The following is a 26,922-nucleotide window of genomic DNA, read 5'->3' on the forward strand; positions in this document are numbered from 1 at the left end:
TTAGATATCTTCTTGGTCTCTTAAATTTTGAATATATGCAGCTTTTTGTAGTTGTCTTCTCTTCTTTACTGAGGGTTTTGTAAAGAACTGATTTTCTCTAATATTCTGCATGATTTTTACATTACGATGTTTCTTTTTGTAACGTTTTAGAGCTCTATCAATCTTTTCTCCGTCTTTTATTTCAATTCTTATCATCTGCTTATTTTAGTAGGGTTAAAGATAAATGTTTATTTAAGGCTATCCTAAATAAGTCCTTAGTATTTTGTTTTTGGACGTATGTCTAAGCCTTCTAATTCCTTTTTCTTTTATCTGTCTGACGCGCTCTCTGGTTAATCCAAAAGTTTCTCCAATCTCCTCAAGACTCATAGGTTGTTCGTTGTTAATTCCGTAGTACAATCTTACCACATCTGCTTCTCTTTGAGATAACGTATCTAAGGCACGATTTACTTCCAAGTTTAACGAAGCACTCATTAGGTCTTGATCTGGATTAGGCGATTCGCCATATGAAACTACATCATATAAATTAGAATCTTCACCCTCTTTTAAAGGTGCATCCATGGATAAGTGTCGGCCAGAAATTTTTAAAGACTGCTTCACGTCACTAATGGTCATTTCTAATTCGTTTGCAATTTCTTCAGGGCTTGGTGCGCGTTGATGGGCTTGCTCTAAATATGAATAGGCTTTATTGATTTTGTTAATAGAACCAATTTTGTTTAATGGTAAGCGCACAATTCTAGATTGCTCGGCCAAAGCCTGTAAGATAGCTTGTCTAATCCACCAAACAGCATAGGAAATAAATTTAAAACCTCTGGTTTCATCAAAACGTTTGGCAGCTTTTACCAAACCCGCATTTCCTTCGTTTATTAAATCTGGCAATGTCAACCCTTGATTTTGGTATTGTTTCGCTACAGAAACCACAAATCTTAGGTTGGAAGTGGTTAACTTATCTAAAGCAAGTTGGTCCCCTTCTCGAATACGCTGTGCTAATTCTACCTCTTCATCCGCCGTAATTAAAGGAATTTTACTAATGTCTTGCAAATATTTGTCTAAGGATTTAGACTCTCTATTTGTAACTTGCTTTGTAATTTTTAATTGCCTCATTCAGATTGTTTTATAAAGTGTTAATCTATCAATCTAACCTTTTTGTTGACAAATCCAAACAAATGCCAGTTTCTTTTTCAAATCAAGCATCTAAGTCATTGATAATCAGTAAAGTTTAACAAATTATTATGATTTGGAAGAACTTTATTGAATGGTATCTGTTTTTTTGGTTTTATCGGTTTTTGGATAATTAAATAGATCCTTAATAGATTTTGGTTTGGTAGTATTTGTGGAATCTTTTGGCTTGGTGCTGCCTCCCTTAATAATATCATCCAAGACGTTTTTTATTGGGCTCGTGGTTGGTTTCGTTGTGTCTGTCGAATCTTTTGGTTTGCTAGGTGTTTGATTGTTAGTCAGGCCACCAATTAAGTCTATAAGTTGATCCTTACCCTTATTTATTAATTTCTGTTTTTCAATTTCAATTAATTGTGTGGTTAAACTGGTAATGCCACTTGTTAAGTCGGTTTTAACATTAGGGTTGTTAAAGGTTCCTGTAATGTTTGCTGTTACAGGAATGGAAATATTGTTCACGGCTTTGTCGTCAATTTTTCCTATCAATCTATTAATGTCGCTGCCCAAGTATTTTGCTGGAACCTGAAAAACAGCACTGTAATTCATGTTATTTGTAAAACTATGAGAGCCGTCAATATTTATTGTTATGTCTTTATAATGTAAGTCGAAAGGCTTAATATTCACCATGCCATTTTCAAAAGTTAAGTTGGTTTTTAGATCTTTTAAATCCAATTTGCTAAAATCCACAAAACTTAAGGCGCCGCTTAAAGCGTTCATTAAGGCTTCGTTTTTTGGCTTGATTTCTGTGGTTTGAAGTTCGGCAAAAGCGGTTCCGTTTATGCTGTTTAAATCTGGGGTAAAATCATTTCCTAAATTACCAGAAAGTGCAATGGTGCTATTTAACTTTCCTTGAAGTGCGCTGGCAATAGGAGCTAGGCTTTGAAGCAGTTCCATGCCATTAAATGATTGTGCAATATCAAATTGGCTCATATCCAGATTCATTACAAAAGTTGGAGTTTTTGATGCCGTATCTACATAACCATCCATTAATAGTTTTCCATTAAAAATATTGGAACTCATATCTCTTAAAACAGCTTTTTCATCTTTTATGTACAGATTTCCTTTAACGTCTTTTAGAGTTAAATTATCATAATAAACGGTTTTGGCATCTGCTTGGATTTTACAATCCAAGAAAGCTGGTATTTTGAAAGCCTCAGTAGCACTTGCTGTTTTGTTTTTTGAATCTTCTGTGGTATCTTCAGTCATGAAGTCGCTTACATAAAACGCATTGGAGTTCACATTAAAATCACCTTCCAACTTTTTATTGCTGAACATAAAGCCAAGTAAATTATGTAAAGTTCCAGTGGCTTTAATATCACTTTTTCCAGTAGAGGCATTAAAAGTAGTTAGCCTAACAATTCCAGGATTAAACGCAATGGCAGCTTCCGAGATTTCTATAGGATTTACCAAATCTTCTGAAGCATATTTAAAGCCTTTAATATTTAAGGTTCCATCACTTTTAATACGTTCATAGGCATTGCTTTCTATAGCCTCCATATCAAAACTCGTATTTAGTTTTGCCATTAAAATTCCCGACAATCCACTATCTATATCTATAGGATAAGCCTGGCTTAAGTTTGCCAAGTTTAAAACGCCATCGACATGGGCATTTACTGTCATGTTTTTTGTGAGATTTCTAATAACTGCCGAAGATTTAAAAACATCTTGGTCAATTTTAAAATTCAAAGTTTGTAAGTCCACATAGGTGTCATCCATAAGTCCCGTTGTGTTTTTTACAGAAGCATTTATAGAAATATCATCCACACGTTTTGGTAACTCAGGATATTTAAACGACGCGTTATTGGAAACCATATTGATGTCTAAAGTGGGAATGGTTTCTTCGGTTAATTTCCCTTTAATAATTCCTTTGATTTTAAAATTCCCTGAAGTTTCTACCTTATCCAATTCTTTAGAATAGGCTTTCGGGATAACTGCTAAAAAGTCTTTGAAATCTGAACCTGGATTTTCAAAAGTAATATCTATTTCTTGGCCTTCTTCAAGCATTTGAACATAACCTTGAAATTCTAATGGCAATTGATTGATGTAGGCTTTGTTTTCTTTAAAAGTGTATTTGTCGTTGGTTAAATCCAAACCAATTAACGCATCTAATTTAATTTCGTTATTGCTTAGGTATTCTGTGCTATCAATTTTAAAACTCACTCTAGCACTTGTTTTTGTGTCCAATTCCGACACATCTCCAGAAAATGTTCCTTTTCCAGAATGGTTTAATTCGGTGATGTAAAATGTCATATTGGAACTTTCGTCCATATAAGTAAGCGCACTATTATCTATGGCATAATCCTTAATATCTAAAGTAAAACCGGTTGAAGCATCGTCCATATTGTTCGGTTTTTCTTCTTTTTCTTTGGTTATGTCGTAATTGGTTTGACCTCGTTTATTGGTTTTAAGACTAATAAGCGCTTCATTTAAATTTATTTCATTTATCACTATGGGACCTTCGTTTTCTTTTTTAAACAACTCCTTAATGGACATGCTTAAAGAAATAGATTTAGCAGTAGCTAAGGTTTCATCTTTAAAAGGTTCGAAATTTGTTATTACTAAATCGGAAACATTTACTTGAGCTTGAGGAAAACTTCTTATAAAACTTAAGCTAACATCGCTAAATTCTACATGTGCATTTAAGTTTTCGTTAATAGTTCGTTTTACAATCTCTTTTATTTTAGATTGAAATACAAAAGGAATGGCCAATAATAGTAACACTAAAACGAGCAAAGTGATTCCAGTAATCTTTAAAATTTTTTTCATGTGATGTAATAAGTTTGTGTAAGTATATACGTATATAATAAGTGCAAAGTTGCTATTTTCCAAAAGTTTAATAAAACTTTAATAATATAGCAAACTTAATTCTTCATTTGCTTTTAAGCTGAAACGATTTTTAAGTGAAAATTTCCTAAATAAAGTAAAGATGTATCTGAAAAGGAATTAAGGCGATAAAAAATAAGTAGCATCGTTCTCTCGCAAATTTTCTTTAAGCTCATAGTAAATTGTGAATAAATAGGTGCCACAAAGATAAACTATTAAACTTTCTTTTAGTTAATTTGTTTTTTCAATGGATACACGACAAAAAATTTATATTTCTTTAGGCAGCAATAAAGGCGACAGATTAAAACATCTGCAGGATGCCATTAATCTTATTTTTAAAAAAATAGGAAAAATAAACATCATCTCTAAAGTGTATAATACACCTGCTATTGGTTTTGAAGGTGACGATTTTTTGAATTGCTGTGTTATTTTGGAAACAGAAGTCTCTCCAGAAAAAGTTATGCAGCAATTGCTAGCTATTGAAACGTCTTTGGGAAGAATTAGAGGTGAGCAACTAGGCTATCAATCCAGAACCATCGATTTGGATATCTTGTTTGTGGATGAAGATATAATCAATACAGAAATTCTTCAGGTACCGCATCCAGAGCTTCATAAGCGAAAATTTGTATTAAAACCTTTGTTGGAGATTGCGCCTAAAATACACCATCCAAAGCTCCATAAATCTATAGCCGATTTATTGAACGAATGCGAAGATACAAGCGAGATAGAATCCATTAATATCTGGTTGAAAAACCCAAGTAAACAGTTCCAGTTTTCAAATTTTAACTACATAGCTATTGAAGGAAATATTGGCGCAGGAAAAACGAGTTTAGCAACTATAATTTCTAAAGATTTTAATGCAAAACTAATTTTAGAGCGTTTTGCGGAAAATCCGTTTTTGCCTAAATTCTATGAAGATGCCAAACGGTATGCCTTTACCTTGGAAATGTCATTTTTAGCAGATAGATATCAACAAATTAGTGACGATTTATCGCAACTCGATTTGTTTAAGGATTTTATTATTAGCGATTACGATATTTATAAGTCCTTGATATTTTCGAAGATAACTTTGCCCGAGGACGAGTTTAAACTCTATAGAAAATTGTTTTATTTAATGTATAAAGACATTGCAAAACCAGACTTATATGTGTATTTGTATCAAAACACAGAACGTTTGCAGGAAAACATTAAAAAAAGAGGACGGGATTACGAACAAAATATTGCCAACGACTATTTGGATAAAATAAATACTGGTTATTTGGAGTTTTTAAAAAATCAATCCGAATTGAATGTGAAAATTATAGACATTTCAGATCGGGATTTTGTAGAAAACCGAGAAGATTATTTGTGGATTTTAAGCGAAATATGTAAAGAGAAAAATCCAGATAAGTTCTAGCTTTTTAAAACCGATAATTTCGAAAACAGGTCCCAAATAACCACGCCTACACTTACCGAGATATTTAAGGAATGCTTGGTCCCAAATTGAGGGATTTCCAAAACCACATCGCTATTGCTAACAATATTTTGGGCCACGCCTTTTACTTCATTTCCAAAAACAAGGGCATATTTGGTTTTTGCTTGAGGCGCAAAGTTGTTGAGCATCGTGGCGTTTTCAGCTTGTTCGACCGCAATAATTTTAATGTTTTCTTTTTTTAGGGCTTCCACTAAATCCAAAGTGTTTTCAACATATTCCCAAGCTACGGTTTCGGTGCTTCCCAGAGCTGTTTTATGAATGTCTTTATGTGGAGGCGTTGCCGTAATGCCACAGAGGTAGATTTTTTCAATTAAAAAAGCATCGCTCGTTCTAAAAACGGAGCCAATATTGTTTAAGCTTCTAATATTATCAAGTATAATAATTAAGGGTGTTTTTTCAACTTCCTTGAAATCTTCAATACTTAATCTGTCTAATTCGCTGTTTTTTAATTTGCGCATATGTATCTTTCGTGAAAACGGAAGCCTTTTTTATTAAGTGGAAAATACTTTATTTTTTAACTGGGTATTCACGGATAGCTTTTAATAAAATTTTTCAAATACATTCGTGAATTCGTGGTAAGCCAAAACCATAATTATCAACAATTGTAAATAACTTCTATTGTTTAGGCTTTACAGCACATGAAATTATGGTTACTTTAGCAACTCTGCATTTAGCGCAAAAGTAATACATAAAAATCATTTATCCATTGGAGGAATTCCATCTTCGTGGAAATGGAAAAGACAAGATGACGAAAAAGATTAAAAAAGTAACGCCTTTAATGAAACAGTACAATGCAATTAAGGTTAAGTACCCGGATGCTTTGTTATTATTTCGCGTGGGAGATTTTTATGAGACTTTTGGCGAAGATGCTATCAAAACCGCTAGGATTTTAGATATTATTTTAACAAAACGAGGCGCAGGAAGCGACAGCGAAACGGAGTTGGCTGGATTTCCACATCATTCTTTAAATACCTATTTGCCCAAGTTGGTAAAAGCTGGGGAACGCGTTGCCATTTGCGATCAGCTGGAAGATCCTAAGCTTACCAAGGACATTGTAAAACGTGGTGTTACAGAATTGGTAACTCCTGGAGTGGCTTTTAATGATGAGGTTTTGAAATCTAAATCCAATAATTTTTTGTGCTCGGTTTACTTCGGAAAAATACATATAGGCATTTCATTTTTGGACATTACAACCGGAGAGTTTTTAACCTCTCAAGGCAATGAGGAATACATAGACAAGTTGCTTCAAAATTTTAAACCAAGTGAAGTGTTGGTCTCTAAACAAAAGCGCAACGATTTTAAGGCTGCTTTTGGAGACGATTTTTATACGTTCTATCTGGAAGATTGGGTGTATCAAATAGATTATTCTAACGAAACCTTAATTAAGCATTTCAATACAAAAACCTTAAAAGGGTTTGGAATTGAAGATTTACATGAGGGGATTATTGCATCTGGATCTATTTTGCATTATTTGGCAGAAACCCAACATAACAAACTTCAGCATATTACGGCTATTGGCAGAATTGCCGAGGACGATTATGTGTGGATGGACAAGTTTACCATTAGGAATTTGGAACTGTACTATTCTACCAATAACAATGCCGTTACGCTTATAAATGTTATCGACAAAACCATTTCTCCTATGGGAGGACGTTTATTAAAACGTTGGTTGGCGCTTCCTTTAAAAGATGTGAAGCAAATAAAACAACGTCATGAAGTTGTTGATTACTTGACTAAAAACACGCATGAGCTTCAAAAAATTCAAAACCACATCAAACATATTGGCGACATTGAACGCTTAATCTCGAAAGTAGCAACGGCTAAGGTGAGTCCGAGAGAGGTTATTCAACTTAAAAACTCCTTGGAGGCTATTGTTCCTATAAAAGCGTTGGCGTCCAACTGTAACAACGAATCTTTAAAAGTGATTGGAGACACCCTTCAAAGTTGCCAGGTACTTCGTGAAAAAATAAAAGAAACCTTAAATGAAGATGCGCCTGTAAACGTTTTAAAAGGATTTACTATTGCTGAAGGTTTTTCTTCAGAATTGGATGAGTTAAGAGGTTTGTCGCATTCCGGAAAAACCTATTTGGATCAAATGATCAAGCGTGAAAGTGAGCGCACAGGGATTTCATCTTTAAAAATAGGCTCAAACAATGTTTACGGTTATTATATTGAAGTTAGAAACACACATAAAGACAAGGTGCCTGACGAATGGATTAGAAAGCAAACCTTAGTAAATGCTGAACGTTATATTACTGAGGAACTTAAGGAATACGAATCTAAAATTCTTGGGGCCGAGGAACGTATTTTAGCAATCGAACAACAGTTGTTTTCTGAATTGATTGGCTGGATGATGCAATACATCAAGCCTGTACAACAAAACGCAAACCTTATTGGGCAATTGGATTGCTTGTGTGGCTTTGCGCAATTGGCAAACGACAATAATTATGTGTATCCAACTATTGATGAATCCACAGACTTGGATATTAAGGATGGAAGGCATCCTGTTATTGAAAAGCAATTGCCTGCAAGTGAAGCCTATATTGCCAATGATGTTTTCCTGAATCGGGAAAGTCAGCAAATCATCATGATTACCGGGCCAAATATGTCTGGTAAATCGGCTATTTTACGTCAAACAGCCTTAATTGTACTCTTGGCTCAAACAGGAAGTTTCGTGCCAGCACGAGAAGCGAGAATAGGCGTGGTTGACAAAATATTCACCAGAGTGGGAGCAAGTGATAATATTTCCATGGGAGAATCTACTTTTATGGTAGAAATGAACGAAACAGCTTCCATTCTAAATAATTTATCCGAAAGAAGTTTGGTTTTATTGGACGAAATTGGAAGAGGAACCAGTACTTATGATGGGATTTCGATAGCTTGGGCCATTAGCGAGTATTTACATGAACATCCCGCTAAATCGAAAACCTTGTTCGCCACACATTATCATGAATTAAATGAAATGACCGAAACCTTCGATCGGATTAAGAATTTTAATGTCTCGGTAAAAGAATTGAAGGATAATGTGCTTTTTCTAAGAAAGTTGGTTCCTGGAGGATCGGCCCATAGTTTTGGGATTCATGTGGCAAAAATGGCAGGAATGCCCCAACAGGTCTTACATCGTGCTAATAAAATATTAAAAAAATTAGAACAATCCCATTCCAGCGAAGAATTAACTGAAAAAGTTAAAACTCTGGATAACGACATGCAGTTAAGTTTTTTCAATTTAGACGATCCTTTGTTGGAAAACATTAAGGAAGAAATATTACATATTGATATTGATACACTTACGCCGGTAGAAGCACTTATGAAACTCAATGAAATTAAGCGCATGTTGGTGAAGAAAAAGATGGCTTAAAAATAAATTGCATAATTTTTCGAAAAAGGCTTTGCTATTCATATAAATATTATAAATTTGCAACCGCAATCGACAGATTGTTCACCCATTTTTGATGGGTACGTTCATTACAAACTGCGAAAGTAGCTCAGGGGTAGAGCATCACCTTGCCAAGGTGGAGGTCGCGGGTTCAAATCCCGTCTTTCGCTCTAATCTCTATTAAAAATATACCATGCTGAAGTGGTGGAATCGGTAGACACGTTGGACTTAAAATCCAATGTCCATTAGGACGTGCGGGTTCAAGTCCCGCCTTCAGTACTTAGACAATCCGTAACAACTTATTTATTAAGATGTTGCGGATTTCTTGTTTCTATGCTAGACCACATTTAGACAACATTTTTAAAATATGACGTTGAATTAAGATCGGGTATTGTGTTTTTTGGGAATCTTCCATACACTATCCATACACTGTCCATGGAGTATCTATGGAGTATCTATGGAGTATCTACGAGTGAACTATTTTGATTATACGTTGTAACCACGACATAAGCACGACATAAGCACGGCATAACCATGCTATATCTATTAATTAGTTAGCTAGTATTTATTGCTTTAGCTTTATGATGATATGGAAATAGAATCCCTAAAGAAGAGGCTGTCTGAAAAGTATGAGATTTTGTTGTTTTGAACACGATAGAAAGTTCCATGCTCTTGATTTTTAATGTATTTAGACTGCTCCTAATGTGACAGGTCCCTTTTAATTAAATGTTTTAGTTGGTATTAATAAATCAAGTGCCATTGTTGTGGTCGAATGGAAAAGGGACAGGTCGCGGCTTGTTCGCTTTGTAAAGTAATGAGGATTTTGTTGGGACAGGTCGCGACCTGTCCGTACTGTAAAGAAGGTTTCGTTAGGACAGGTCACGACCTGTCCGTACTAGAATAAGGGTTGGAGCTAAATATTGGTTTTTTTTGAATTATCCTTTGGTCTGGGTCATATTATCTGCCACAACAATAATATAATTAGCTATTTCAGCTTTTTCTTCTTTCGTCAATTCTTCCCATTCAGATTCCGTAACCGTAGTAATGGATTTAATGTTTAAACCTGGTTGGATTTTATTTATCCACCAAATAATGCCTTGGTTGTAATTGGAATGGTAGGAGCCTTCAAAATGAAACAGAAAATCTCCCGGATTAAAATTCTTAAGTGAAAAATGTGCCATCGTTGCATCTTTAGAAGCCTGCGAAATTTGAATATTTAACATGTTTGGAGGAATGTGTCCGCCCATATTATCGGCCATTTCTGCGTACGCTTTTTCTGTAGGATCGAAATAGGTTTCTAAATCTGGACCAATCATGGCACGTGCTTCTGGACTTAATTCCTTTAAAGCTTCCATGCCATTTTTATACAACATTGAAGCGTATCTTCTTGGGATGTTTGTGGCAATAAAACGCAAATTGTTTTCTTTTGCAAAATCCAATAAAGGCTTATAATCTGTTTTGTAATTGCTCCATAATTGTGTGATTTCTGGAAGCATTTTATCTTCCGGGTAAAAGTCTAGGAGATATTCGTTTAAAACCAATTGATTTCCATTTTCGAACATTTCCGACCCAAAAAACAATTTGTCACCTTTTACATCGAAGAAACTTTTGCTCATTTCCAATTGCAACCAATGCGAAATGGGATTGTTGTGATATTCTCCAAAAAACACCATATCACTTTGTGCCAAATCGGTGATCATTTTGTCGTAATTGGCGGCTTTACCATTGTTTTTAAAAAGCTGGTAAGCTGGTTTGTTTTGACCCATGGTTAAGCTTGCAAATGCGAAGCACATGAATGCTGTAAGTATGAATTGTTTCACGTAAGTTTGTTATTTTTTAGGCCTCTTTTTAGACTTCTCTTTGTTTTTCACATAAATTAATTTGTGTTTGCTTTTTGGAGTTTCTCTTTGTTCAATTTCAAAGCTTTCAGTGGATTTAATTAAAGGTGTTAGCTTTTCGAAACCGTAATTTCTAGAATCGAAATTGGGTTGTTTTTTCTGTAATAAACTTCCAACGTCTCCTAAAAATGCCCATCCATCTTCGTCTGATAAATCGTCAATAGTTGTAGAAATTAATTTAACAACTTGAGGCGTTATTTTATCGATACTGTCTTTGGCTTTATCTTTACCACTGCTGCTGCTTTCGTCTTTCTTTTCAGATTGTGTTCTTAATATTTCAACGTAAATAAATTTGTCGCAGGCTACAATAAAAGGGGTTGGTGTCTTTTTTTCGCCAATTCCAATTACCTGCATCCCAGCTTCTCTTAATCTGGTAGCTAATCGTGTAAAATCGCTATCGCTGGAAACCAAGCAAAAGCCGTTTACTTTATTGGAGTAAAGAATGTCCATGGCATCAATAATCATGGCAGAATCCGTAGCATTTTTTCCAGAAGTGTATGCGTATTGTTGAATGGGCGTAATGGCGTTTTGTAGTAAAAGATCTTTCCATTTAGAAAGGTGGGGTTTGGTCCAGTCGCCATAAATTCTTTTAATGGTTGGATTGCCATATTTTGCAATTTCCTCCATCATTTCCTTGACGTGTGCCGAAGGAATATTGTCGCCATCTATAAGAACTGCTAAGTTTGAATTCATATCATTTATTGTGTTTTTTAAGTTTTTTACAAGATATTGAATTATCTAGAAGTAATTTGTATTCTAGGTTATAAAATTAAAGCATCTTCTTAAAATACGTCTGAAGAGATACTCATTGATTTCTAGTATCAGTAACAGGATATCCTATCATGGAAAGGACATGTTTTGCTTTTTCAAAGTCTTTGGATGAATTATATTCAAAAGAAACTGTTTGACTTTCAATGTCTACAAAAACATTGGAAATATGGTTGATTTCGGAAAGTCTATTGGTTATGGTGGTTAAGCAGCCGCCACAATTAATATTTTGGATGTTTAATGTTGTTCTCATTTTAGATGATAATTTATCTAATTTAAGTGGTAATTATGGAATTAAAAATGACAACAATCAGTTCGAGATTTTATTTAAGTTTTTGGTTATATCAAAAGTTTTTAAAGCATCTATAGTTGTGTTGTATCCCGAGTCGAAAATATGTTTCAGGTTTTTTTTATCGAAAGTGCCATACTTATCTAAACCTTTTGGACAAACAAGTAGATCGCATTTTTTAAATTTCACATAATCCTCCTTTACGGATTTCAATTTAAATGCTCTTTCGGCTACATGATGAGAATGTTTTAATTCCTTGATGTCTATGGTGTCAAAGGCGTTTACATAAATACCAATAATTTTATCGCACTGTTTTTTTAAAAGCTCTACTGGAAAATTATTTAAGGTTCCACCATCTACATAATAGGAATTATTAATTTTTACAGGTGAAAATACGCCAGGAAAAGCAGCTGAGGCTAAAATGGGTTTAATAAGTTCTCCTTTATTAAAAACAACCAAATCGCCATTCAAAATATTGGTGGCCGTAATTTGAAGGTCCTTTTTTAGAATGCTAAAATTATCTTCAGGGAAATATTTTTTAAAACTATTATAAAACTTATCGGCATCTAAAAGGCCTGGCTTGCTAATAGCATATTTGGTAAAGTCTAAAACAGATGTCGATTTAAAAAACTTTAGGATATCATCCCATTTGTAACCAGATGCATAAAGGGCGCCAACAATTGCTCCGGCGCTTGTTCCAGCAACATGCGTTGGGTAAATACCATGTTCTTCAAGGGCTTTGATTGCTCCAATATGTGCAGCGCCTCTCATGCCACCTCCAGATAAAACCAAACCTATGTTCATTGTTTTGCTTTTGAGCATGCAAAAATACAATATTTTAAAATGACTTTAATTATTTTAGTTTCAAGGACTATCTTGTATCTTTGAGAGACTTACACAAGCAAGATATGCAGGAATCCAAGAGCGGTTTTAAATCTTTTTTTATAGAAGTTGGCGAGTTATCATACTTTGCCGGGCGGTTTTTTAAAGAGCTTTTTTCCAGACCTTTCGAGTTTAAAGAGCTTTTAAGGCAGTGTTATAGTATTGGAAATCGCTCAATTTTGTTAGTTGGGGTCACCGGATTTATTATTGGTTTGGTTTTAACCTTACAGACCCGACCTACTTTACAACAATTTGGCGCGGAATCCTGGATGCCTTCCATGGTTGGGATTTCCATAATTCGAGAAATTGGACCGGTTATTATTGCCCTAACATTTGCTGGAAGAATTGCCTCTGGTATTGGAGCCGAATTAGGTTCCATGCGTGTTACGGAACAGATTGATGCCATGGAAGTTTCTGGAACTAACCCCTTTAAATTTCTAGTGGTGACAAGAATTCTGGCTGCCACGCTTATGCTTCCTATTTTGGTTATTTTTGGAGATGCCGTTGCTCTTTTTGGATCTTATTTAATAGAAAATGCCAAGGGGAATGTGTCTTTTGTTTTGTATTTTAACAAGGTTTTTAGTGCTTTGGAATTTAGCGATCTTATTCCGGCAATCATTAAAACCTATTTCTTTGGATTTGCCATTGGGCTAGTGGGTTGCTTTAAAGGGTATACTTGTGAAAAGGGAACTGTTGGAGTTGGAAGGGCTGCTAATTCGGCTGTGGTATATGCTTCCATGCTTTTGTTTGTGCTGGATTTTATAGCTGTTTTTGTAACCGATATATTTTTTGAAATTTAAGAGATGAATCAAACCGAAAACCTAACAGGAAGTTCCAAAGAATTAGAATCCAGGAAGCTCATGCTTGAGATTGTGGATTTAAGAAAGTCCTTTGGTAAGAACCATGTATTAAACGGATTTAACCTAGAACTTTATGAAGGTGAAAACCTGGTCATCATGGGGAAATCTGGCTCTGGAAAATCGGTTATGATTAAATGCCTTGTGGGTTTACTACCGGCGGATTCTGGAAGTATTAAGGTTATGGGAAAAGATATTACCAAGTTGAGTCGTGTGGAGTTGGACGATATTCGTACAGAAATAGGTTTTCTGTTTCAAGGCAATGCCCTTTACGATTCCATGACTGTTAGGGAAAATCTGGAATTTCCATTGCGCAGACACAAAGAGAAATTTGGCGATCTAACGGATACCACAACTCTTGTTATGGAAGCCCTGGAAAGTGTAGGTCTTGCTCATACCATTAATTTAATGCCTTCTGAGCTTTCTGGAGGGATGCAAAAACGGATTGCTTTGGCAAGAGCACTTATTTTAAGGCCTAAAATTATTTTGTACGACGAGCCAACCAGTGGATTGGACCCAATTACGTCCAAAGAAATTATTGAATTGATGAGACGTGTACAAAAACAATATAAAACGTCGTCGTTAATCATTACACACGATGTAGATTGTGCTAGAGTGGTTAGCGAACGCATGATTTTATTGGTAGATGGCACTAATTATGCCGAAGGGACTTTTGCTGAACTGGCTTCATCGGAAGAAGAACAAGTAAAAGCGTTTTTTAAATAATTTAAAGATATTTCTATGAAAAAAACAAAAAAGGAGACATTTAATCTAGGGCTTTTTGTAGTTATTGGCATGGTTATTTTAATAACAGCCGTTTATTTTATTGGCGAGAAAAAAAATATGTTCGATAAAACCTTTACCATTAGCGCAAATTTTAATAATGTGAATGGTTTGATGCATGGAAATAACGTTCGTTACTCTGGAATTAATGTGGGAACGGTTAAAAATATTGATATGATAAACGACACGACCATTAATGTCGAGCTGCTTATCAACCAAAAAATGGTTCATCACATTAAAAAGGATGCCATTGCTACTATTGGCTCCGATGGTTTGGTTGGAAATATGATCGTAAATATTATTCCTGGGGTAGGATCTACAGAGTCTGTAAACCAGGGAGATATTATTTCAACTTATACGAAAATTGGAACAGGCGAAATGCTAAACACCTTGAACACTACCAATGAAAATGCTGCTTTATTAACTTCCAAGTTGTTGGATATTGTAAATAATATTACAAAAGGTAAAGGAACCTTAGGGATGCTAATTAACGATACCATTGCAGCAAACGACATCAAGAACACCTTGAATAATTTAAAACTTACCAGTCAAGAAGCCAACAAAACCATGTTGCAGCTTAACGCTCTAATAAACCAAATAGATTTAAAGGAAAGCGTTGCCGGGGTATTATTGAACGACACGGTTGAAGCAAATAAAGTAAGACGTATTATTTCCAACTTAGAAATTTCAAGTATAGAAATTCAATCCGTAATCACCAATTTAAACGAAACCATCACTAATTTAAAAGAGGGCGAAGGTGCTGTAAACTATTTATCCAACGATCCGGACTTTGTAAAACAAATTGAAGAATCCTTAAGGAATATTCATGAAGGCACAGAGAAGTTCGACGAGAATATGGAAGCTCTAAAACATAATTTCTTGACTCGAGGGTATTTTAGAAAGTTAGAAAAAGAAGAAAGAAAGGCTGAGAAGGAGAAGAACTAGTTTTAAACAGCTTGAATTTTAATTTAGTTTACGTTGATAATTTTGAGCTTTAGGAAATTTGAGATTCCAAACCTAAATTAGGTTAGTAATAAGAATTGGAAGCCTGCCAAAAAACTAGCTAGTTACAAAACAGCATCTTCCATAAATAGAAAGATGATATATTACCAATTTCCTTTTTCATATAAATCTAAAAATGAGGCAGCCGATAAATTAAAAAAGTCGACTAAAAAGTGAGCTAGTATCATCCATCTTAAACTATTTGTTTTCTTGAAAACGAGACCCCAAACGACACCCATTATAAACGTTGAAATAATTACTGTTAGGCCACTATTTAATTCTGAATTCACTCCAAAAACAGCGTGATTTAATGCGAATACGGAACTTGTAAAAAGTATTGCTGTCCAATTTGACCAGTTTTTCGTATAGTTTAGAAGTAGTCCACGCCAATAAAACTCCTCTAACCATGGATTTATAAGAGCCAATAAAATCCATGGCAACCAGACCTGCCAAACATCTAAAGTTTCATAATGCATTAAAAATAGCGGAAGTGGTAGGATGCCAATAATTAAGGCCAAAATGTTCCAACCTTTTGACCCTTTAGGTTTTTGCAGCCATTTTACCCTTGTCTCTTTATCTGTATATCTCAAAATGAAAAACAAAAAAAGGCACCATTCAATTAATATGATTGGTATAAAAGCCCATTTGCCAATAATATTTCCAAAAAAAAACGGCAATTCCGAAATTAATGGCAATAATCATAAATGGGGAAGCAAGAACAATTTTCTTATCGACTAATTTCATGATCTTTTATTTTTTGAATTGAAGGTGCTCCAACTGTTTCCCTGTCAATATTTTTTCTTCCATAACTTTAAATCCTAATTTTAAATATAGTTTTTTAGCATTTGGGTTGTCTTTGTCTACAAGTAAACCGATGGTTTTATTTCTTTTATAAACATATTCTTCAATTAAGAATTCAAATATTTTTGAACCAATTCCTTTGCCTTGTTGGTTTGGATTTACGCCAACGCAATCAATATAAAACTCTCCGTCTTGTGTTTCGTCTTCAGGGCTAAAATCTCTGTGAAACATGGATTTAATTATGGCCGCAACAGGAGTTCTAAGTTCCTGTAATTTGGCGCCGTCATAAATAGTTGCTGAAGCAATTATCTCATCTTCACTTTCCACTACCCAGCAATTTTCATAAGAATATTGATTGGCTTTTGTGCCAATTAGGGTTTCCAAAAAACAGATGGCTTTTTCTCTAGAATTATCTCCAATGAATTGAAAAACAATGTCTTCCATGGCTAACAACATAAATGGCGCAATTGCTTTTGCGTCTTCCGGTTTGGCTTTTCTAATGATCATATGTTCACTATTTGTTTTACGATTATGAAATTTCTACAGAACATGGTGTTCACCGTTTTTTAATGAAAAGTATGTGTATATGTCCTTAATTTCGTTGGACTATTACTCATCCTTTCCTAAATACATATCTAAATAATCCTTAATTTCTTGCTCTACGGCAAGTTCTAATAAACTTCTATTTACTTCGTAGGTAAGTGTTGAATTTAACGGAAAGGCAAAACCATAGTTCAATTTATAATATTCGGCTTTGGCCATGTGCAAATCTTCCTCGTTATGGCTATTTAAATAATATAAGAGTTGGGGCCTGTCGTACACAACAGCTTCTACTTCCTTCTTTTTTAATTTGGAAATGGCCTCTTCTAAGTGATTGACACGAACTATTTTGGTATTAAATTCTTTTAAAAACACTTCTGAAGGAGAGCCACCAACGGTTGCTACTTTTTTATTTTTTAGCTGTTCTATATTGGTTATTGTTGAGGTTCCAAGCGACTTGAGAGTTAAGGTGCTTGCTATTCCAGCCACCATGGATGTGGCGAAAATAATAGAAATAACCATCCAACTCCCTGCAATTATCCGACCCGCAACCGTTATGGGGGCTTTGTCTCCATATCCAGTCGTGCTCATAGTTACTATGGCTAACCACATGCCTGTGCCAATACCGTTTAACGGATCGCTAGGAAATTGGTCTGGAGACTCTTTGCGTTCAGCATACCAAAGTAACGTTCCAACAAATGCTAAAATGATTAAAAAAATTAGAACTGCCATTAATAATTTGGTACTAAAAAACGGCTTGATTTTTTGCCAAAGGTCAAGATTGTCATTTCGGGATGCTATGGTTAAACTGGAATTATAAAAGGGTTGTGAAAACTTGATCTTTTCTAAGCGTTTGGAAGTAATGCTAATGGGACCAACTACGAGATCCAATTCGTCTTTTTTTAAGGAAGTTAGAGCCTCATCTACCGTATTAAATGTTTTGTATTTGTAATTCCAATTTTCTCTGGAAGCTAAGTTTTCCCAAATATCATGAGCAATGCCTTTTCTGTCGGGATTGTTTTCAAAAACAAAAGGTTCGCTGCCTGCTACACCTACTATTAAGGTGTCTTTTATTGTTTGAGTTTGTGTTGGTTGTGCTTGTAATGGGAAGGTAAAACTTAGAATTGCATAAACTAAAAAGGCTAGTAGGTCTGGTTTGCATGTTTTTGCCATATAAATGTTTTTGTAATAATTGGAAATGGCACACATCACTTTAATGAAATTATCTGATAATAAAGCTGCTTTTTTTAGCTGTACCTGGTTGAACTTAATTTTGACATAAAATAAGAATTGTTTTTATTTTTTTTCATAAAAACGCAATTTATTATCGAGGTCTTTTATTTTTGCTTGTAAATGTTCCACTTTATCCAATAAGTTCGAAATGGCATGAATGCCTTCTATATTGATGTCCATTTCGTAATGAAACCTGATGAGTTTTTCGATGTTTTTTATTTGTGTCACGCGAACACACTGGGTGTTCTCTTGAGTTGTAATTTCAATTAATTCATATTCATATAAGGATGTGATAAATGTTTCAGGAACCTTATATAGCGAGCAAAACTCTTGAATCGATATTAAATTGTCTCTGTCCATAATCATCTTAATTTTGCTAATTCTGTAAATAATTCTTTTTCCTTATCTGTTAAATTTGTTGGTGTCTTTATGTTATAAGTAATATATAAATCGCCAAATTCGCCATCTTTTTTGTAAACAGGAAAACCTTTGCCTTTAAGTTTTACCTGAGTGCCATTTTGGGTTTCCGGCTTTACTTTTAACTTGACTTTTCCATCAAACGTGTTAACAGTAACATCTCCACCTAATAGTGCTTTATATAGGTCTAAATCGGCTGTTGTATATAAATTGCTTTTATCTCTTTTAAAGTTGGTGTTGTTTACAATTATAAATTTTATGTATAAGTCGCCGTTGGGACCTTTATTAACTCCTTTTCCACCATGACCTGCAATTTTTATTACTTGTCCATTTTCTATACCTGCAGGAATAGTAATTCGAATATTTTTATTATTGACAGTTAAGGTGCGTTTATTACTGGCATAGACATCTTTAAGTTCCAATTGCAGCTCGGCATTAAAATCCTGGCCACGAAACATGGTGCTGCTGCTTCTTTGTCTGGAGGCACCACCAAACATGGATTCGAAAAAATCGGAGAAATCACTTTCATCAAAACCACCGGAATACTGCTGTTGCCTGCCACCTTGATGCTGCTGTTGTTGCTGTCTGGCTTTTTCAAATTCTTCGGCGTGTTTCCAATCTTTTCCGTGTTCGTCGTATTTTTTACGATTTTCGGGATGACTTAAAACTTCATTTGCTTCGTTAATTTCCTTGAATTTTTTTTCAGCTTCTTTATCGTTGGGGTTTAAATCCGGATGGTATTTTCTAGCTAATTTTCTATAAGCCTTTTTGATATCTTTTTCCGAAGCACTTTTAGAAATCCCTAATATTTTATAATAATCTATATATGGCATGGTATATTTTTTATTGACTTCTTTTTTTACCTACCAGACTTTCAATTTTGATTAAAAAAATAAAAGCTGTTTCGTTGGTGTCTATTTTACTTGAAAATTCGCTAATAAAATTCACTTTTTGATATTCGGTGTCCGTAATTACATTTTTAACTCCCAAAGAAAACACATGGAGATAAGCTCTAGCTTCGTTACCAAAATACAGTTCGAAATTTCCATGGATTAATACAGATTTCCATTGATTTATAGAATGCACATCTGCTACTTGCAAGGATACTTTCTTGTTTTTTCGCATGGCCTGAATTTTGTGTCCTTCGGCAGAATAACAAATAATGTGATTCTCTTTTTTATCAAAAAAATAGGTGATGGGTACAACATATGGCTTGTTTTCTGAGATATATCCCAAATGTCCTATATAATTGTTTTCAAGGATAAACTGGCATTCTCTTTGGTCTAAATCTGTTATCATATTTCTGTTTTTGCTGTTTTCAATATGGTCTTTAATTTCTCGATAATTTGCTTGCTAACCTGGTCTATATCTTCCAAATTGGATTCTCCTGTTAGTGCATCTACATTTTTCATTTTATACGACCCGTCTCCAGAGGTTGTATATACAACGGTTTTCTTTCTAAGCTCCTTGTTGTTGTTTATAAATTTTTCAATTTCAGCAGGAGGCTTTGTGTTCTCCCAGGTATGAATTAAAAGTATGGAATTAAAGTCTTTAGCTTCCGTATTATTTAATTTTGAGACATCGATTACTTTTATAAAAATGGCTTCGTCCTTAAAGTAATTTACAATATTATTGGTTACTGCATTTTTAAAATCGCTTCCTTGTGTGGCAATTAATAGGCTAACGAGGTTTTCGGAAGAGTTCACTTCAAAAGATGGGGCCTCTTCCATAGAATGGGTGTATTTGTACCAGCCATAAAATAAAATAATAAGGACTATAAAGCTAATGAAAATATATGATATTTTTTTTGTGAGTGTCATAATATTAAAGTTATCAATGTCTACTAAATTACGCTGTTTTGTGTTTAACAGCTATGATATAGATCAGTTTGATAGAAGAAAGATGGTTTATAAGCTTAAATTTTAAATGTAAAAACTTGCATTATGATGTTTGTTTGGCTTTTTTATTTATAGAACTATCCGTTGTTTAAAATAATAAACCCAATAATTCCAGCTATGAAAACAAGCCCATAACCAAGTAATACATGCTTTTTGAGTTGTTTGCTGCCGAACCATAGAGTCAGGCCTATTTTAACCAAAGTATTGGTAAGTGTAGCCAAGAGAATGGCATTTTGAGCAGTAAGAAATTGCACACTGTTTCCGCCTAATTTAGACATGGAAATAGTTATGGCATTAATATCCGTTAAGGCACTAATGGCACTGGAAATATAAATTCCTCTATCGCCATAATTAGTACTTGCAAAACTAACTAGTACTAATATAGCCGTATAAATAAAACCAAAAAACACCGCGTCTCTAATATTTAAAGGTTCTCCTAAAGGAATTTTTTCAGTTTCAGATTGAATTAAATTATGTTTCTTATAAAAATAGAATGTGACGCCTATTGCCGTTAAAAGCATAATCAAAATGGGTAAAATCAAGCCATATAGCATTGAAGGATTGAAGATAAACACCCAAACCAAAACTCTACCAATCATAACCGTTGCAGAAGCAAAAATTGCAATGGCATAGCTGCTTGACAAATGGGGATGTTCTTTACTTCTTTTAGAAAAAACCCAAGAGACTATCGTGCTTGAAACCATACCTCCAAAGACTCCTGTTAACAGTAATCCTATTTTAGAGTCTAGAAATTTCATTAAAATATATCCAACAAACCCGATACCTGAAGTTAAAACAATGATCCAGCCTATTTCACTTGGATTAATTACGTTATAAGGTCCGAAATTTGTGTTTGGAAGAAAGGGTAGAATAAGAAGTGCAATAATCACGAAACGAATAAATGCAGAAAGCTCGGTTTGTGTTATTTGTCCAACTATAGATTTGAATCTTAATTTTAATGATAATAAAACAACTATAATTACTGTAAACGCTAGACTTAATTCAATATATCCCCAAAAAGTTAAACCTCCTAAGAGATACGTGAAAATAGAGGTGAACTCTGTTGTACTACCAATTTCTCCTTTATTGGCACTTACCCAATAAGATATTGAAACAAGTACAATAACGCTTAAAAACCCAAGACTAAAGAACCAGGGATTAATTATATGGTTTAATAAGGCACAAACAAAACCTAAAAGTGAAACAATGGAAAGTGTGCGTAATCCTGCAAAGATTTCATCTTTTTTTAAGCTTGAAAACTCTCTTTCCAACCCTAAAACCAGGCCAATGCCCAAGGCAACTAAAACCCGTTTTATAAAATCTAATTGTGTTAATTCAAAATTAGTGGTTTGTATGAGCAGTACGTCTTCCATGGATAAATATTAAAAGTTGAAAACACACGGTTTTTTTATTAAGTTACATAGTTCATACTCTTATATAGAGTTGTAAGATGTAATTTTTTGTTTTAAAATTAAAGGCTAACTTAAATTATTTTTGTTGGAATGGTTATGATGTATATCAGTTTCATGCTTTTTTAAACTCTATAAGCGTAATCTCGGGCCTCATGCCCAATCTTCCAGGAAAACCAAGCCAACCCAAACCTCTGTTTACATATAAATATTGCTGGTTATGATTGTATAAGCCGGCCCACTGTTTGTATTTATATTTTATTGGGCTCCATTCTTTGTTTTTTAATTTAAAGGCAGCTTGCATGCCATGCGTGTGCCCAGAAAGGGTTAGCGCAATATTGGTTTGGTCTGTTACTTGCGCGTTCCAATGGGACGGATCGTGGGAAAGTAGTATTTTAAACGGAATATCTTCGGTGTTTTGTAAAGCTTTTTGTAAATCGCCATATTGTTTAAAAGGAGGATGACCCCAATTTTCCACGCCAATTATGGCTATTTTTTGATTTTCTTTTTCGATGTTTTCAGACTCATTAAGTAGCAATTTGAAATTATTTTCTGCGTAAAATTGTTTAATGGCATTAAAGTTTTCTTGTTTATCTTTTTTGGACTTCCATTGGCTATAATCGCCATAATCGTGATTGCCCAAAATGGCATATTTTTTTATTTCGGGTGAAAAGTGTCTAAAAGCCTTTCGCCAACCCCGTAATTCCCAGGCATAATTATTAACAAGATCTCCCGTAAAGAAGAGCAAATCGGGTTCTAGTTGATTAATTCTTTTTATTGCACGTTCTAGAATATGAAAACGATGATTGAAACTTCCTAAGTGCAAATCGGAAATCTGAACCACTTTCAACCCATTAAAGGCTTCTGGCAAATGTGGAAAAGTAAGCTTAACCTCGTGCACTTTAAAATTATATCTGGCTTTAAAAATCCCGTAAACAATTACGAAAAAGGGTAGAAAGCCAGCGAACAAACCAATAAAAGAAATTATTACTAGCATGTCTTTTTTAGGAAACACAAAATTGGTAAAAATGGAAATAGCCATAACAACCACAAAAATAATCTTAGGAATAAAAGATGAAATGGTTAAGCCATACAAGGAAGAAATAAGCAACTGTTTTCTTTTGGGTTGAATGTCGTCCAATGTTATTTTTAAAGAGATAATAGCTCCAATAAGTCCTAAAGTAAAGAACCAAAATAAAATGTGGATGCTATTTCGTAAAATATTTGAAGGAATTAGACTTGTTATAGATTTTAACCCATAAAAGGCCAATAAATCGACTACAAAAATAGCCAAGCATAAAAGTATGATAGTAAATAGGGAGTAGCTTTTCATGAGTTGGAATAGGTTCTTTTACGTATTAATATCAACTTTAATTTCTGGGATTTTAATAAGCTCTATAGTTGCTGAAGCTAAGGTAACTTTACCATTTGTGGCTTCAAAAGCTTTTCTTATACTATTGTTTAATTCGCTTTTTGTAAACCTTCGTTTTTTATAATCTACTATATATCTTAAATTAAATTGGACCCAATTATCGGTCAAGCTAATGGCTAAAGTTGGTTCAACCTGCGCATCTTCAATTTAATATTTATTTACTACTTCTTTCCATTGAGCTTTAGAACTCACGGTATGTTCGGTTAATGCTTTGGAGGCAATTTCAATTACTAGAGACTTAGCTAATTCTATATCTGAACCATATTTTATGGGCAAATTAAATTCGTCCCAAATAAATGGAAAGTCTTGTGAGTAGTTGTAAATAGGGCCTTTAAATACAAAGGCATTGCTTAGTTTTACAATTCTTCCACTGTAATTATCGCTAGAAACCCACTGTCCAATTTCCATCATTGTGGTGTACATGCTATCAACATCTATAACGTCTCCCTTTATACCGTTGATTTCAATTCTATCTCCTGGTTTATACACATTAACAACATAAATATAGATGGAGCCCACAATGCTTAAAATTAATTCTTGGAGGGTAAAGGCAATACCTGCAGAAAACAAACCGATGGCTAAAGTAAGGTCTTTAATATTTCCTGTAAAATATGAAAAAGACAAAATAACCAACAATACATATCCAATAAATTCTACCGTTTTTTGAGACTTATAACGTGCAGTCGTGTTAGTGATATTGTTTTTTAAAAATCGTCGTAAAAATTGGATAAGCAGGATTAAAAAAGTAACAATCAAAGCAAATTTTGCAATGCTGTAAATAGTAGGGTTTTCAATAATCCAGTCTTTAAATTGGTCCATTTTTGTTTAGTGAATTATATGCTTTTTAATTCTATATCCAATCTTGCAAGTATTATTAGTTCTGATTTGTTTTTTCCTGAAAAACTAGCTGCAATGGCATGTGCTGTTTTTATTATCAATTTTTTAATGGCTGGTGTAAAAAAATGGCTTTGTTCGTTTTTGTAATTAACAAATTCCTTGTATAAGCTGTCGCTTTTCAAGTTGTTTTGAGCATCCAACCAATCGAAAACTACTTCAATTTGGTAGGCGGCGTCTGTTTGAAAATCATCTTCGGTCTCATCCACGGGCAACCATTCTTTTCTTACAATTTTTTTTAATTTGTTTACTTCGGAAAGCTCTACAACCCCATCTGCTGCAGCGACGGCGTAAAATAGTTTTCCTAAAACTTCATAAAATTTTACGTTTAGGTTCTTTTTGTTTTTCATAATACAGTGATATTGATTATTAAAACAATTTAAAGATAGATAAATAGATAGCAAATGATATTGCTCAGCCTTGTGTTTTAACTAAAATCTAACATTTGTTTCGGTTTAAATCCCTGCCATTTCTATAAAAATTAAGTAACTTTAAATTTTAATTCTTATTTCAAAACCCAATATGCTAAAAAGCAATCAAGATGTTTTTGAAATTCTTTCCGAAGCCATTTCCGAAGGAATTGTTATCGTCGATAAAAATCAAGATATAGTAGCGTTAAATTCCACAGCAGAAGGGGTTTTTGGATACCTAAAAGACGAGCTTTTAAACCGTCCATTAAACAGTTTGGTTCCAGTGCATTTTCATGAAAACCACTCAAAATATTCCAAGACATTTTTCAAGCATGGCGAAAAACGCTATATGGGTGGAGATCGGGTTCTGTATGGTCTTAAAAAGGATGGCAGCACGTTTCCTATAGAGGTGGGGCTCAATCCGTTTACAATTGAAGGTGAGGCTTATGTTATGGCTTTGATAATAGATATTTCTAACCGGATGGATATAGAAAAATCTTTACATATAAAAAGTCAGGCTTTACAGTTTGCAAGCAATGGGATTATAATTACGGATGCTTTGCAAAAAGACCATCCCATTATATACGCCAATGCAGCTTTCGAGAAACTTTCCGGCTATACCCAAGAGGAAATTTTAAACCAGAATAGCAGGTTTCTACAAGCTCATGATACCGATCAAAAAAGTATAGATAAAATAAGTGCTGCCTTAAAAAACGGAACTAATTGCCATGTTATTTTGCGCAATTACCGAAAGGATGGCACGTTGTTTTGGAATGAATTGCATATTACACCTATAAAAAATAAACTAGGAGTTGTAACACATTATGTTGGGATTCAGAACGATATTACCGAACGTAAGCTAGCGAAGGAAAATCAGGCGCATCTGGCAACTATTTTAGACGAATCTTTAAACGAGATTTATGTTTTCGACTCAAAAACCTTAAAGTTTTTAAATGCCAATTATGGTGCTTTGAAAAACTTGGATTATTCTTTGCAAGAATTAAAATCCATGACTCCGGTTGATATAAAACCGAACATTACTTTAAGTCAGTTTAAAAAACAAATAGCTGTTTTATTGAAACGAAAAGTTGAAAAACTTGAGTTTGAAACCACACATATTAGAAAAAATGGATCTATTTATCCAGTAGAAGTCCATTTGCAAATGTCCAATTTCGAAGATAAAGAGGTTTTTGTTGCAGTTATTTTGGATATCACTGAAAGGAAAAAACAAGAAGGTTTCAAATTGAAGCAGAATCATATTTTGGAATCTATAGTTTTGGATGTGCCTTTAGAAACCATTTTAAAAGATGTTGTTTGTTTAATTGAAGAACAATCCAAAGATGTTTTTATTTCATTATTGATCCTAAATCCAGACAAACAAAACTTACGGACTTTGATAGCCCCCAATTTGCCGGACAGTTATGTTAAAAGCATTAAAGCCATGTTGAATAGTGACTATGTAGATGCTGGTGAAGCCGTAAATTTTTTAAAAGAAGAAATTGTTGTTTCAGATATAGAGACCCATGATTTCTGGAAAAACTACAAACATATCGTTTTGCCCTTGGGTTTAAAATCGTGTTGGACCATCCCTATCGTATCTTCTAAAAACACTATTTTAGGTGTTTTTGCCATTTACCGAAAAGAGAAACAAGATTTTAGCGACTTAAACAAACAGGTTTTGGACGTAGGAAATAAGTTGGCTGGAATTGCCATAGAAAAACACCTAACCAACAGATATATTGAGAATACTCAAATACAGTTGGAAAACCATGCCAGAAACTTAAAAGAACAAGTAGAAGAACAAACCCAGGAATTACAAGAAGCACTTAAAAACGAAAAAGAACTTAACGAGTTGAAAACAAAGTTTTTATCTTTGGTTTCGCATGAGTTTAAAACCCCTTTAAGTGGCATATTAACATCGGCCATGTTATTGCAAAAATACACTTTGGTCGATCAACAAGACAAACGCGACAAACACATTAATACCATTACCAATATTGTAAATAATTTAAATAATATTTTAAACGATTTCCTTTCGGTTGAAAAACTGGAGGCCGGAAGAGTTCGGTATCATTTCAAAACCTTTAAGCTGAGTAAGGTATTAAACGAGGTGGTGTATAACGCGAACATGTTGCTAAAAGATGGTCAGAAAATAAAATACCCTGAAAATATAGACGAGATGTCTATGCATCAAGACGAGCGAGTTTTAGATCTTAGCTTGTCTAATATTATCCATAATGCCATTAAGTACTCTTCAGAAAATTCGAATATCTCAATAGAAATAACCCAAGATGACGATATAACCATTTTTAAAATTACAGATGAAGGTGTAGGAATTCCAGAAAACGATCAGAAAAATATTTTTAATCGTTATTTTAGAGCAGAAAATGTATTAACAATTCAAGGCACCGGAATTGGACTCAACATTGTAAAAAGCCATATTGAGAATTTGGGAGGAAACCTTTCGTTTATAAGTAAAGAACACGTAGGCAGCACATTTACCCTTAGCTTACCAAATAGAGCAAATGATGAAATCCTTATCAAGGATTTCTAAATAAATTTA

The 26,922-nt window shown here is 34.1% G+C and carries 27 protein-coding genes and 2 tRNA genes; 8 read left to right on the plus strand and 21 right to left on the minus strand.

Annotated elements, in window-relative coordinates:
* The 3 genes from rpsU to VKY47_RS03590 form a co-directional block, all read right to left on the minus strand.
* The gene (gene rpsU / locus VKY47_RS03580; protein WP_324310423.1) at positions 1-195 is read right to left on the minus strand and encodes a 30S ribosomal protein S21; all 195 of its coding nucleotides are present in this window, start codon (positions 193-195) and stop codon (positions 1-3) included.
* Positions 196-237: 42 nt separating this feature from the next.
* Complete coding sequence (locus VKY47_RS03585; protein ID WP_324310425.1) at positions 238-1,101, minus strand: sigma-70 family RNA polymerase sigma factor; 864 nt, start codon at positions 1,099-1,101, stop codon at positions 238-240.
* Positions 1,102-1,245: 144 nt separating this feature from the next.
* Positions 1,246-3,939: an AsmA-like C-terminal region-containing protein gene (locus tag VKY47_RS03590; RefSeq protein ID WP_324310427.1), complete on the minus strand. Its 2,694-nt coding sequence runs from the start codon at positions 3,937-3,939 to the stop codon at positions 1,246-1,248.
* Between the two features lie 304 nt (positions 3,940-4,243).
* Between VKY47_RS03590 and folK the strand changes: the two genes are divergently transcribed.
* Entirely contained in the window at positions 4,244-5,392 is a 1,149-nt protein-coding gene (gene folK / locus VKY47_RS03595) for a 2-amino-4-hydroxy-6-hydroxymethyldihydropteridine diphosphokinase (protein ID WP_324310429.1), read from the plus strand.
* Here the strand turns inward: folK and VKY47_RS03600 are convergent.
* A complete protein-coding gene (locus VKY47_RS03600; protein ID WP_324310430.1) occupies positions 5,389-5,928 on the minus strand; it encodes an RNA methyltransferase in 540 nt (179 codons plus the stop codon). The two genes, folK and VKY47_RS03600, sit on opposite strands and share 4 nt — an antisense overlap.
* Positions 5,929-6,215: 287 nt before the next feature.
* On the opposite strand from VKY47_RS03600, the gene mutS reads away from it, so the two are divergent.
* The 3 genes from mutS (at position 6,216) to VKY47_RS03615 (ending at position 9,125) form a co-directional block, all read left to right on the plus strand.
* Complete coding sequence (mutS, locus tag VKY47_RS03605) at positions 6,216-8,828, plus strand: DNA mismatch repair protein MutS (protein WP_324310432.1); 2,613 nt, start codon at positions 6,216-6,218, stop codon at positions 8,826-8,828.
* Positions 8,829-8,944: 116 nt separating this feature from the next.
* A tRNA-Gly gene (locus VKY47_RS03610) sits at positions 8,945-9,016 on the plus strand.
* 25 nt (positions 9,017-9,041) lie between these two features.
* Positions 9,042-9,125 (plus strand) — tRNA-Leu (locus VKY47_RS03615).
* Between the two features lie 656 nt (positions 9,126-9,781).
* On the opposite strand, the gene VKY47_RS03620 is transcribed toward VKY47_RS03615, so the two are convergent.
* From VKY47_RS03620 to VKY47_RS03635, 4 genes are all read right to left on the minus strand, one after another.
* Positions 9,782-10,666 carry a ChaN family lipoprotein gene (locus tag VKY47_RS03620; RefSeq protein WP_324310433.1) on the minus strand — a complete coding sequence of 295 codons (885 nt, stop codon included), beginning with the start codon at positions 10,664-10,666 and terminating at the stop codon, positions 9,782-9,784.
* A gap of 9 nt (positions 10,667-10,675) precedes the next feature.
* Positions 10,676-11,437: an NYN domain-containing protein gene (locus VKY47_RS03625; RefSeq protein WP_324310434.1), complete on the minus strand. Its 762-nt coding sequence runs from the start codon at positions 11,435-11,437 to the stop codon at positions 10,676-10,678.
* A 112-nt stretch (positions 11,438-11,549) separates the two neighbouring features.
* Positions 11,550-11,765, minus strand: a complete 216-nt coding sequence (locus tag VKY47_RS03630) for a heavy-metal-associated domain-containing protein (RefSeq protein WP_324310436.1) — start codon at positions 11,763-11,765, stop codon at positions 11,550-11,552.
* A gap of 57 nt (positions 11,766-11,822) precedes the next feature.
* A complete protein-coding gene (locus VKY47_RS03635; protein ID WP_324310438.1) occupies positions 11,823-12,623 on the minus strand; it encodes a patatin-like phospholipase family protein in 801 nt (266 codons plus the stop codon).
* Positions 12,624-12,709: 86 nt separating this feature from the next.
* Between VKY47_RS03635 and VKY47_RS03640 the strand changes: the two genes are divergently transcribed.
* From VKY47_RS03640 to VKY47_RS03650, 3 genes are read left to right on the plus strand one after another with little or no spacing between them, the layout of a single operon-like run.
* The gene (locus VKY47_RS03640; protein WP_324310440.1) at positions 12,710-13,483 is read left to right on the plus strand and encodes an MlaE family ABC transporter permease; all 774 of its coding nucleotides are present in this window, start codon (positions 12,710-12,712) and stop codon (positions 13,481-13,483) included.
* Positions 13,484-13,486: 3 nt separating this feature from the next.
* Positions 13,487-14,266: an ABC transporter ATP-binding protein gene (locus VKY47_RS03645; protein ID WP_324310442.1), complete on the plus strand. Its 780-nt coding sequence runs from the start codon at positions 13,487-13,489 to the stop codon at positions 14,264-14,266.
* 15 nt (positions 14,267-14,281) lie between these two features.
* On the plus strand, positions 14,282-15,268 hold the full coding sequence (locus tag VKY47_RS03650; protein ID WP_324310444.1) for an MlaD family protein: 987 nt from the start codon (positions 14,282-14,284) through the stop codon (positions 15,266-15,268).
* 161 nt (positions 15,269-15,429) lie between these two features.
* Here the strand turns inward: VKY47_RS03650 and VKY47_RS03655 are convergent, their stop codons facing one another.
* From VKY47_RS03655 to VKY47_RS03715, 13 genes are all read right to left on the minus strand, one after another.
* Entirely contained in the window at positions 15,430-15,843 is a 414-nt protein-coding gene (locus VKY47_RS03655) for a CPBP family intramembrane glutamic endopeptidase (protein ID WP_324310445.1), read from the minus strand.
* Positions 15,844-15,940: 97 nt separating this feature from the next.
* Positions 15,941-16,069 (minus strand): hypothetical protein, encoded by a 129-nt coding sequence (locus tag VKY47_RS03660; RefSeq protein ID WP_324310446.1) that lies wholly within the window; start codon positions 16,067-16,069, stop codon positions 15,941-15,943.
* A gap of 6 nt (positions 16,070-16,075) precedes the next feature.
* The gene (locus VKY47_RS03665; RefSeq protein WP_324310448.1) at positions 16,076-16,633 is read right to left on the minus strand and encodes a GNAT family N-acetyltransferase; all 558 of its coding nucleotides are present in this window, start codon (positions 16,631-16,633) and stop codon (positions 16,076-16,078) included.
* Between the two features lie 102 nt (positions 16,634-16,735).
* Positions 16,736-17,839, minus strand: coding sequence for a transporter substrate-binding domain-containing protein (locus VKY47_RS03670; RefSeq protein WP_324310450.1), 1,104 nt, complete (start codon positions 17,837-17,839; stop codon positions 16,736-16,738).
* A gap of 123 nt (positions 17,840-17,962) precedes the next feature.
* Entirely contained in the window at positions 17,963-18,259 is a 297-nt protein-coding gene (locus VKY47_RS03675; RefSeq protein WP_324310452.1) for a chaperone modulator CbpM, read from the minus strand.
* A gap of 2 nt (positions 18,260-18,261) precedes the next feature.
* The gene (locus tag VKY47_RS03680) at positions 18,262-19,149 is read right to left on the minus strand and encodes a J domain-containing protein (protein WP_324310454.1); all 888 of its coding nucleotides are present in this window, start codon (positions 19,147-19,149) and stop codon (positions 18,262-18,264) included.
* Between the two features lie 10 nt (positions 19,150-19,159).
* Positions 19,160-19,615, minus strand: a complete 456-nt coding sequence (locus VKY47_RS03685; protein WP_324310456.1) for a pyridoxamine 5'-phosphate oxidase family protein — start codon at positions 19,613-19,615, stop codon at positions 19,160-19,162.
* On the minus strand, positions 19,612-20,136 hold the full coding sequence (locus VKY47_RS03690; RefSeq protein ID WP_324310457.1) for a hypothetical protein: 525 nt from the start codon (positions 20,134-20,136) through the stop codon (positions 19,612-19,614). The genes VKY47_RS03685 and VKY47_RS03690 overlap by 4 nt, the downstream gene beginning before the upstream one ends.
* A 155-nt stretch (positions 20,137-20,291) precedes the next feature.
* Positions 20,292-21,587, minus strand: a complete 1,296-nt coding sequence (locus VKY47_RS03695) for an MgtC/SapB family protein (protein ID WP_324310458.1) — start codon at positions 21,585-21,587, stop codon at positions 20,292-20,294.
* 151 nt (positions 21,588-21,738) lie between these two features.
* Positions 21,739-22,956, minus strand: a complete 1,218-nt coding sequence (locus VKY47_RS03700) for a metallophosphoesterase (RefSeq protein WP_324310460.1) — start codon at positions 22,954-22,956, stop codon at positions 21,739-21,741.
* A gap of 18 nt (positions 22,957-22,974) precedes the next feature.
* Positions 22,975-23,163 carry a hypothetical protein gene (locus VKY47_RS03705; RefSeq protein WP_324310462.1) on the minus strand — a complete coding sequence of 63 codons (189 nt, stop codon included), beginning with the start codon at positions 23,161-23,163 and terminating at the stop codon, positions 22,975-22,977.
* Between the two features lie 39 nt (positions 23,164-23,202).
* The gene (locus tag VKY47_RS03710) at positions 23,203-23,874 is read right to left on the minus strand and encodes a mechanosensitive ion channel family protein (RefSeq protein WP_324310464.1); all 672 of its coding nucleotides are present in this window, start codon (positions 23,872-23,874) and stop codon (positions 23,203-23,205) included.
* Positions 23,875-23,888: 14 nt separating this feature from the next.
* Positions 23,889-24,299, minus strand: coding sequence for a hypothetical protein (locus VKY47_RS03715; RefSeq protein ID WP_324310465.1), 411 nt, complete (start codon positions 24,297-24,299; stop codon positions 23,889-23,891).
* A 172-nt stretch (positions 24,300-24,471) separates the two neighbouring features.
* Here VKY47_RS03715 and VKY47_RS03720 point away from each other — a divergent pair, with 172 nt between their 5' ends.
* Positions 24,472-26,913, plus strand: coding sequence for a PAS domain S-box protein (locus VKY47_RS03720; RefSeq protein WP_324310467.1), 2,442 nt, complete (start codon positions 24,472-24,474; stop codon positions 26,911-26,913).
* Positions 26,914-26,922 lie beyond the last annotated feature (9 nt).

It is taken from the genome of Xanthomarina sp., assembly GCF_035306705.1.
In the GTDB taxonomy this organism is placed as follows: Bacteria; Bacteroidota; Bacteroidia; order Flavobacteriales; family Flavobacteriaceae; genus Xanthomarina.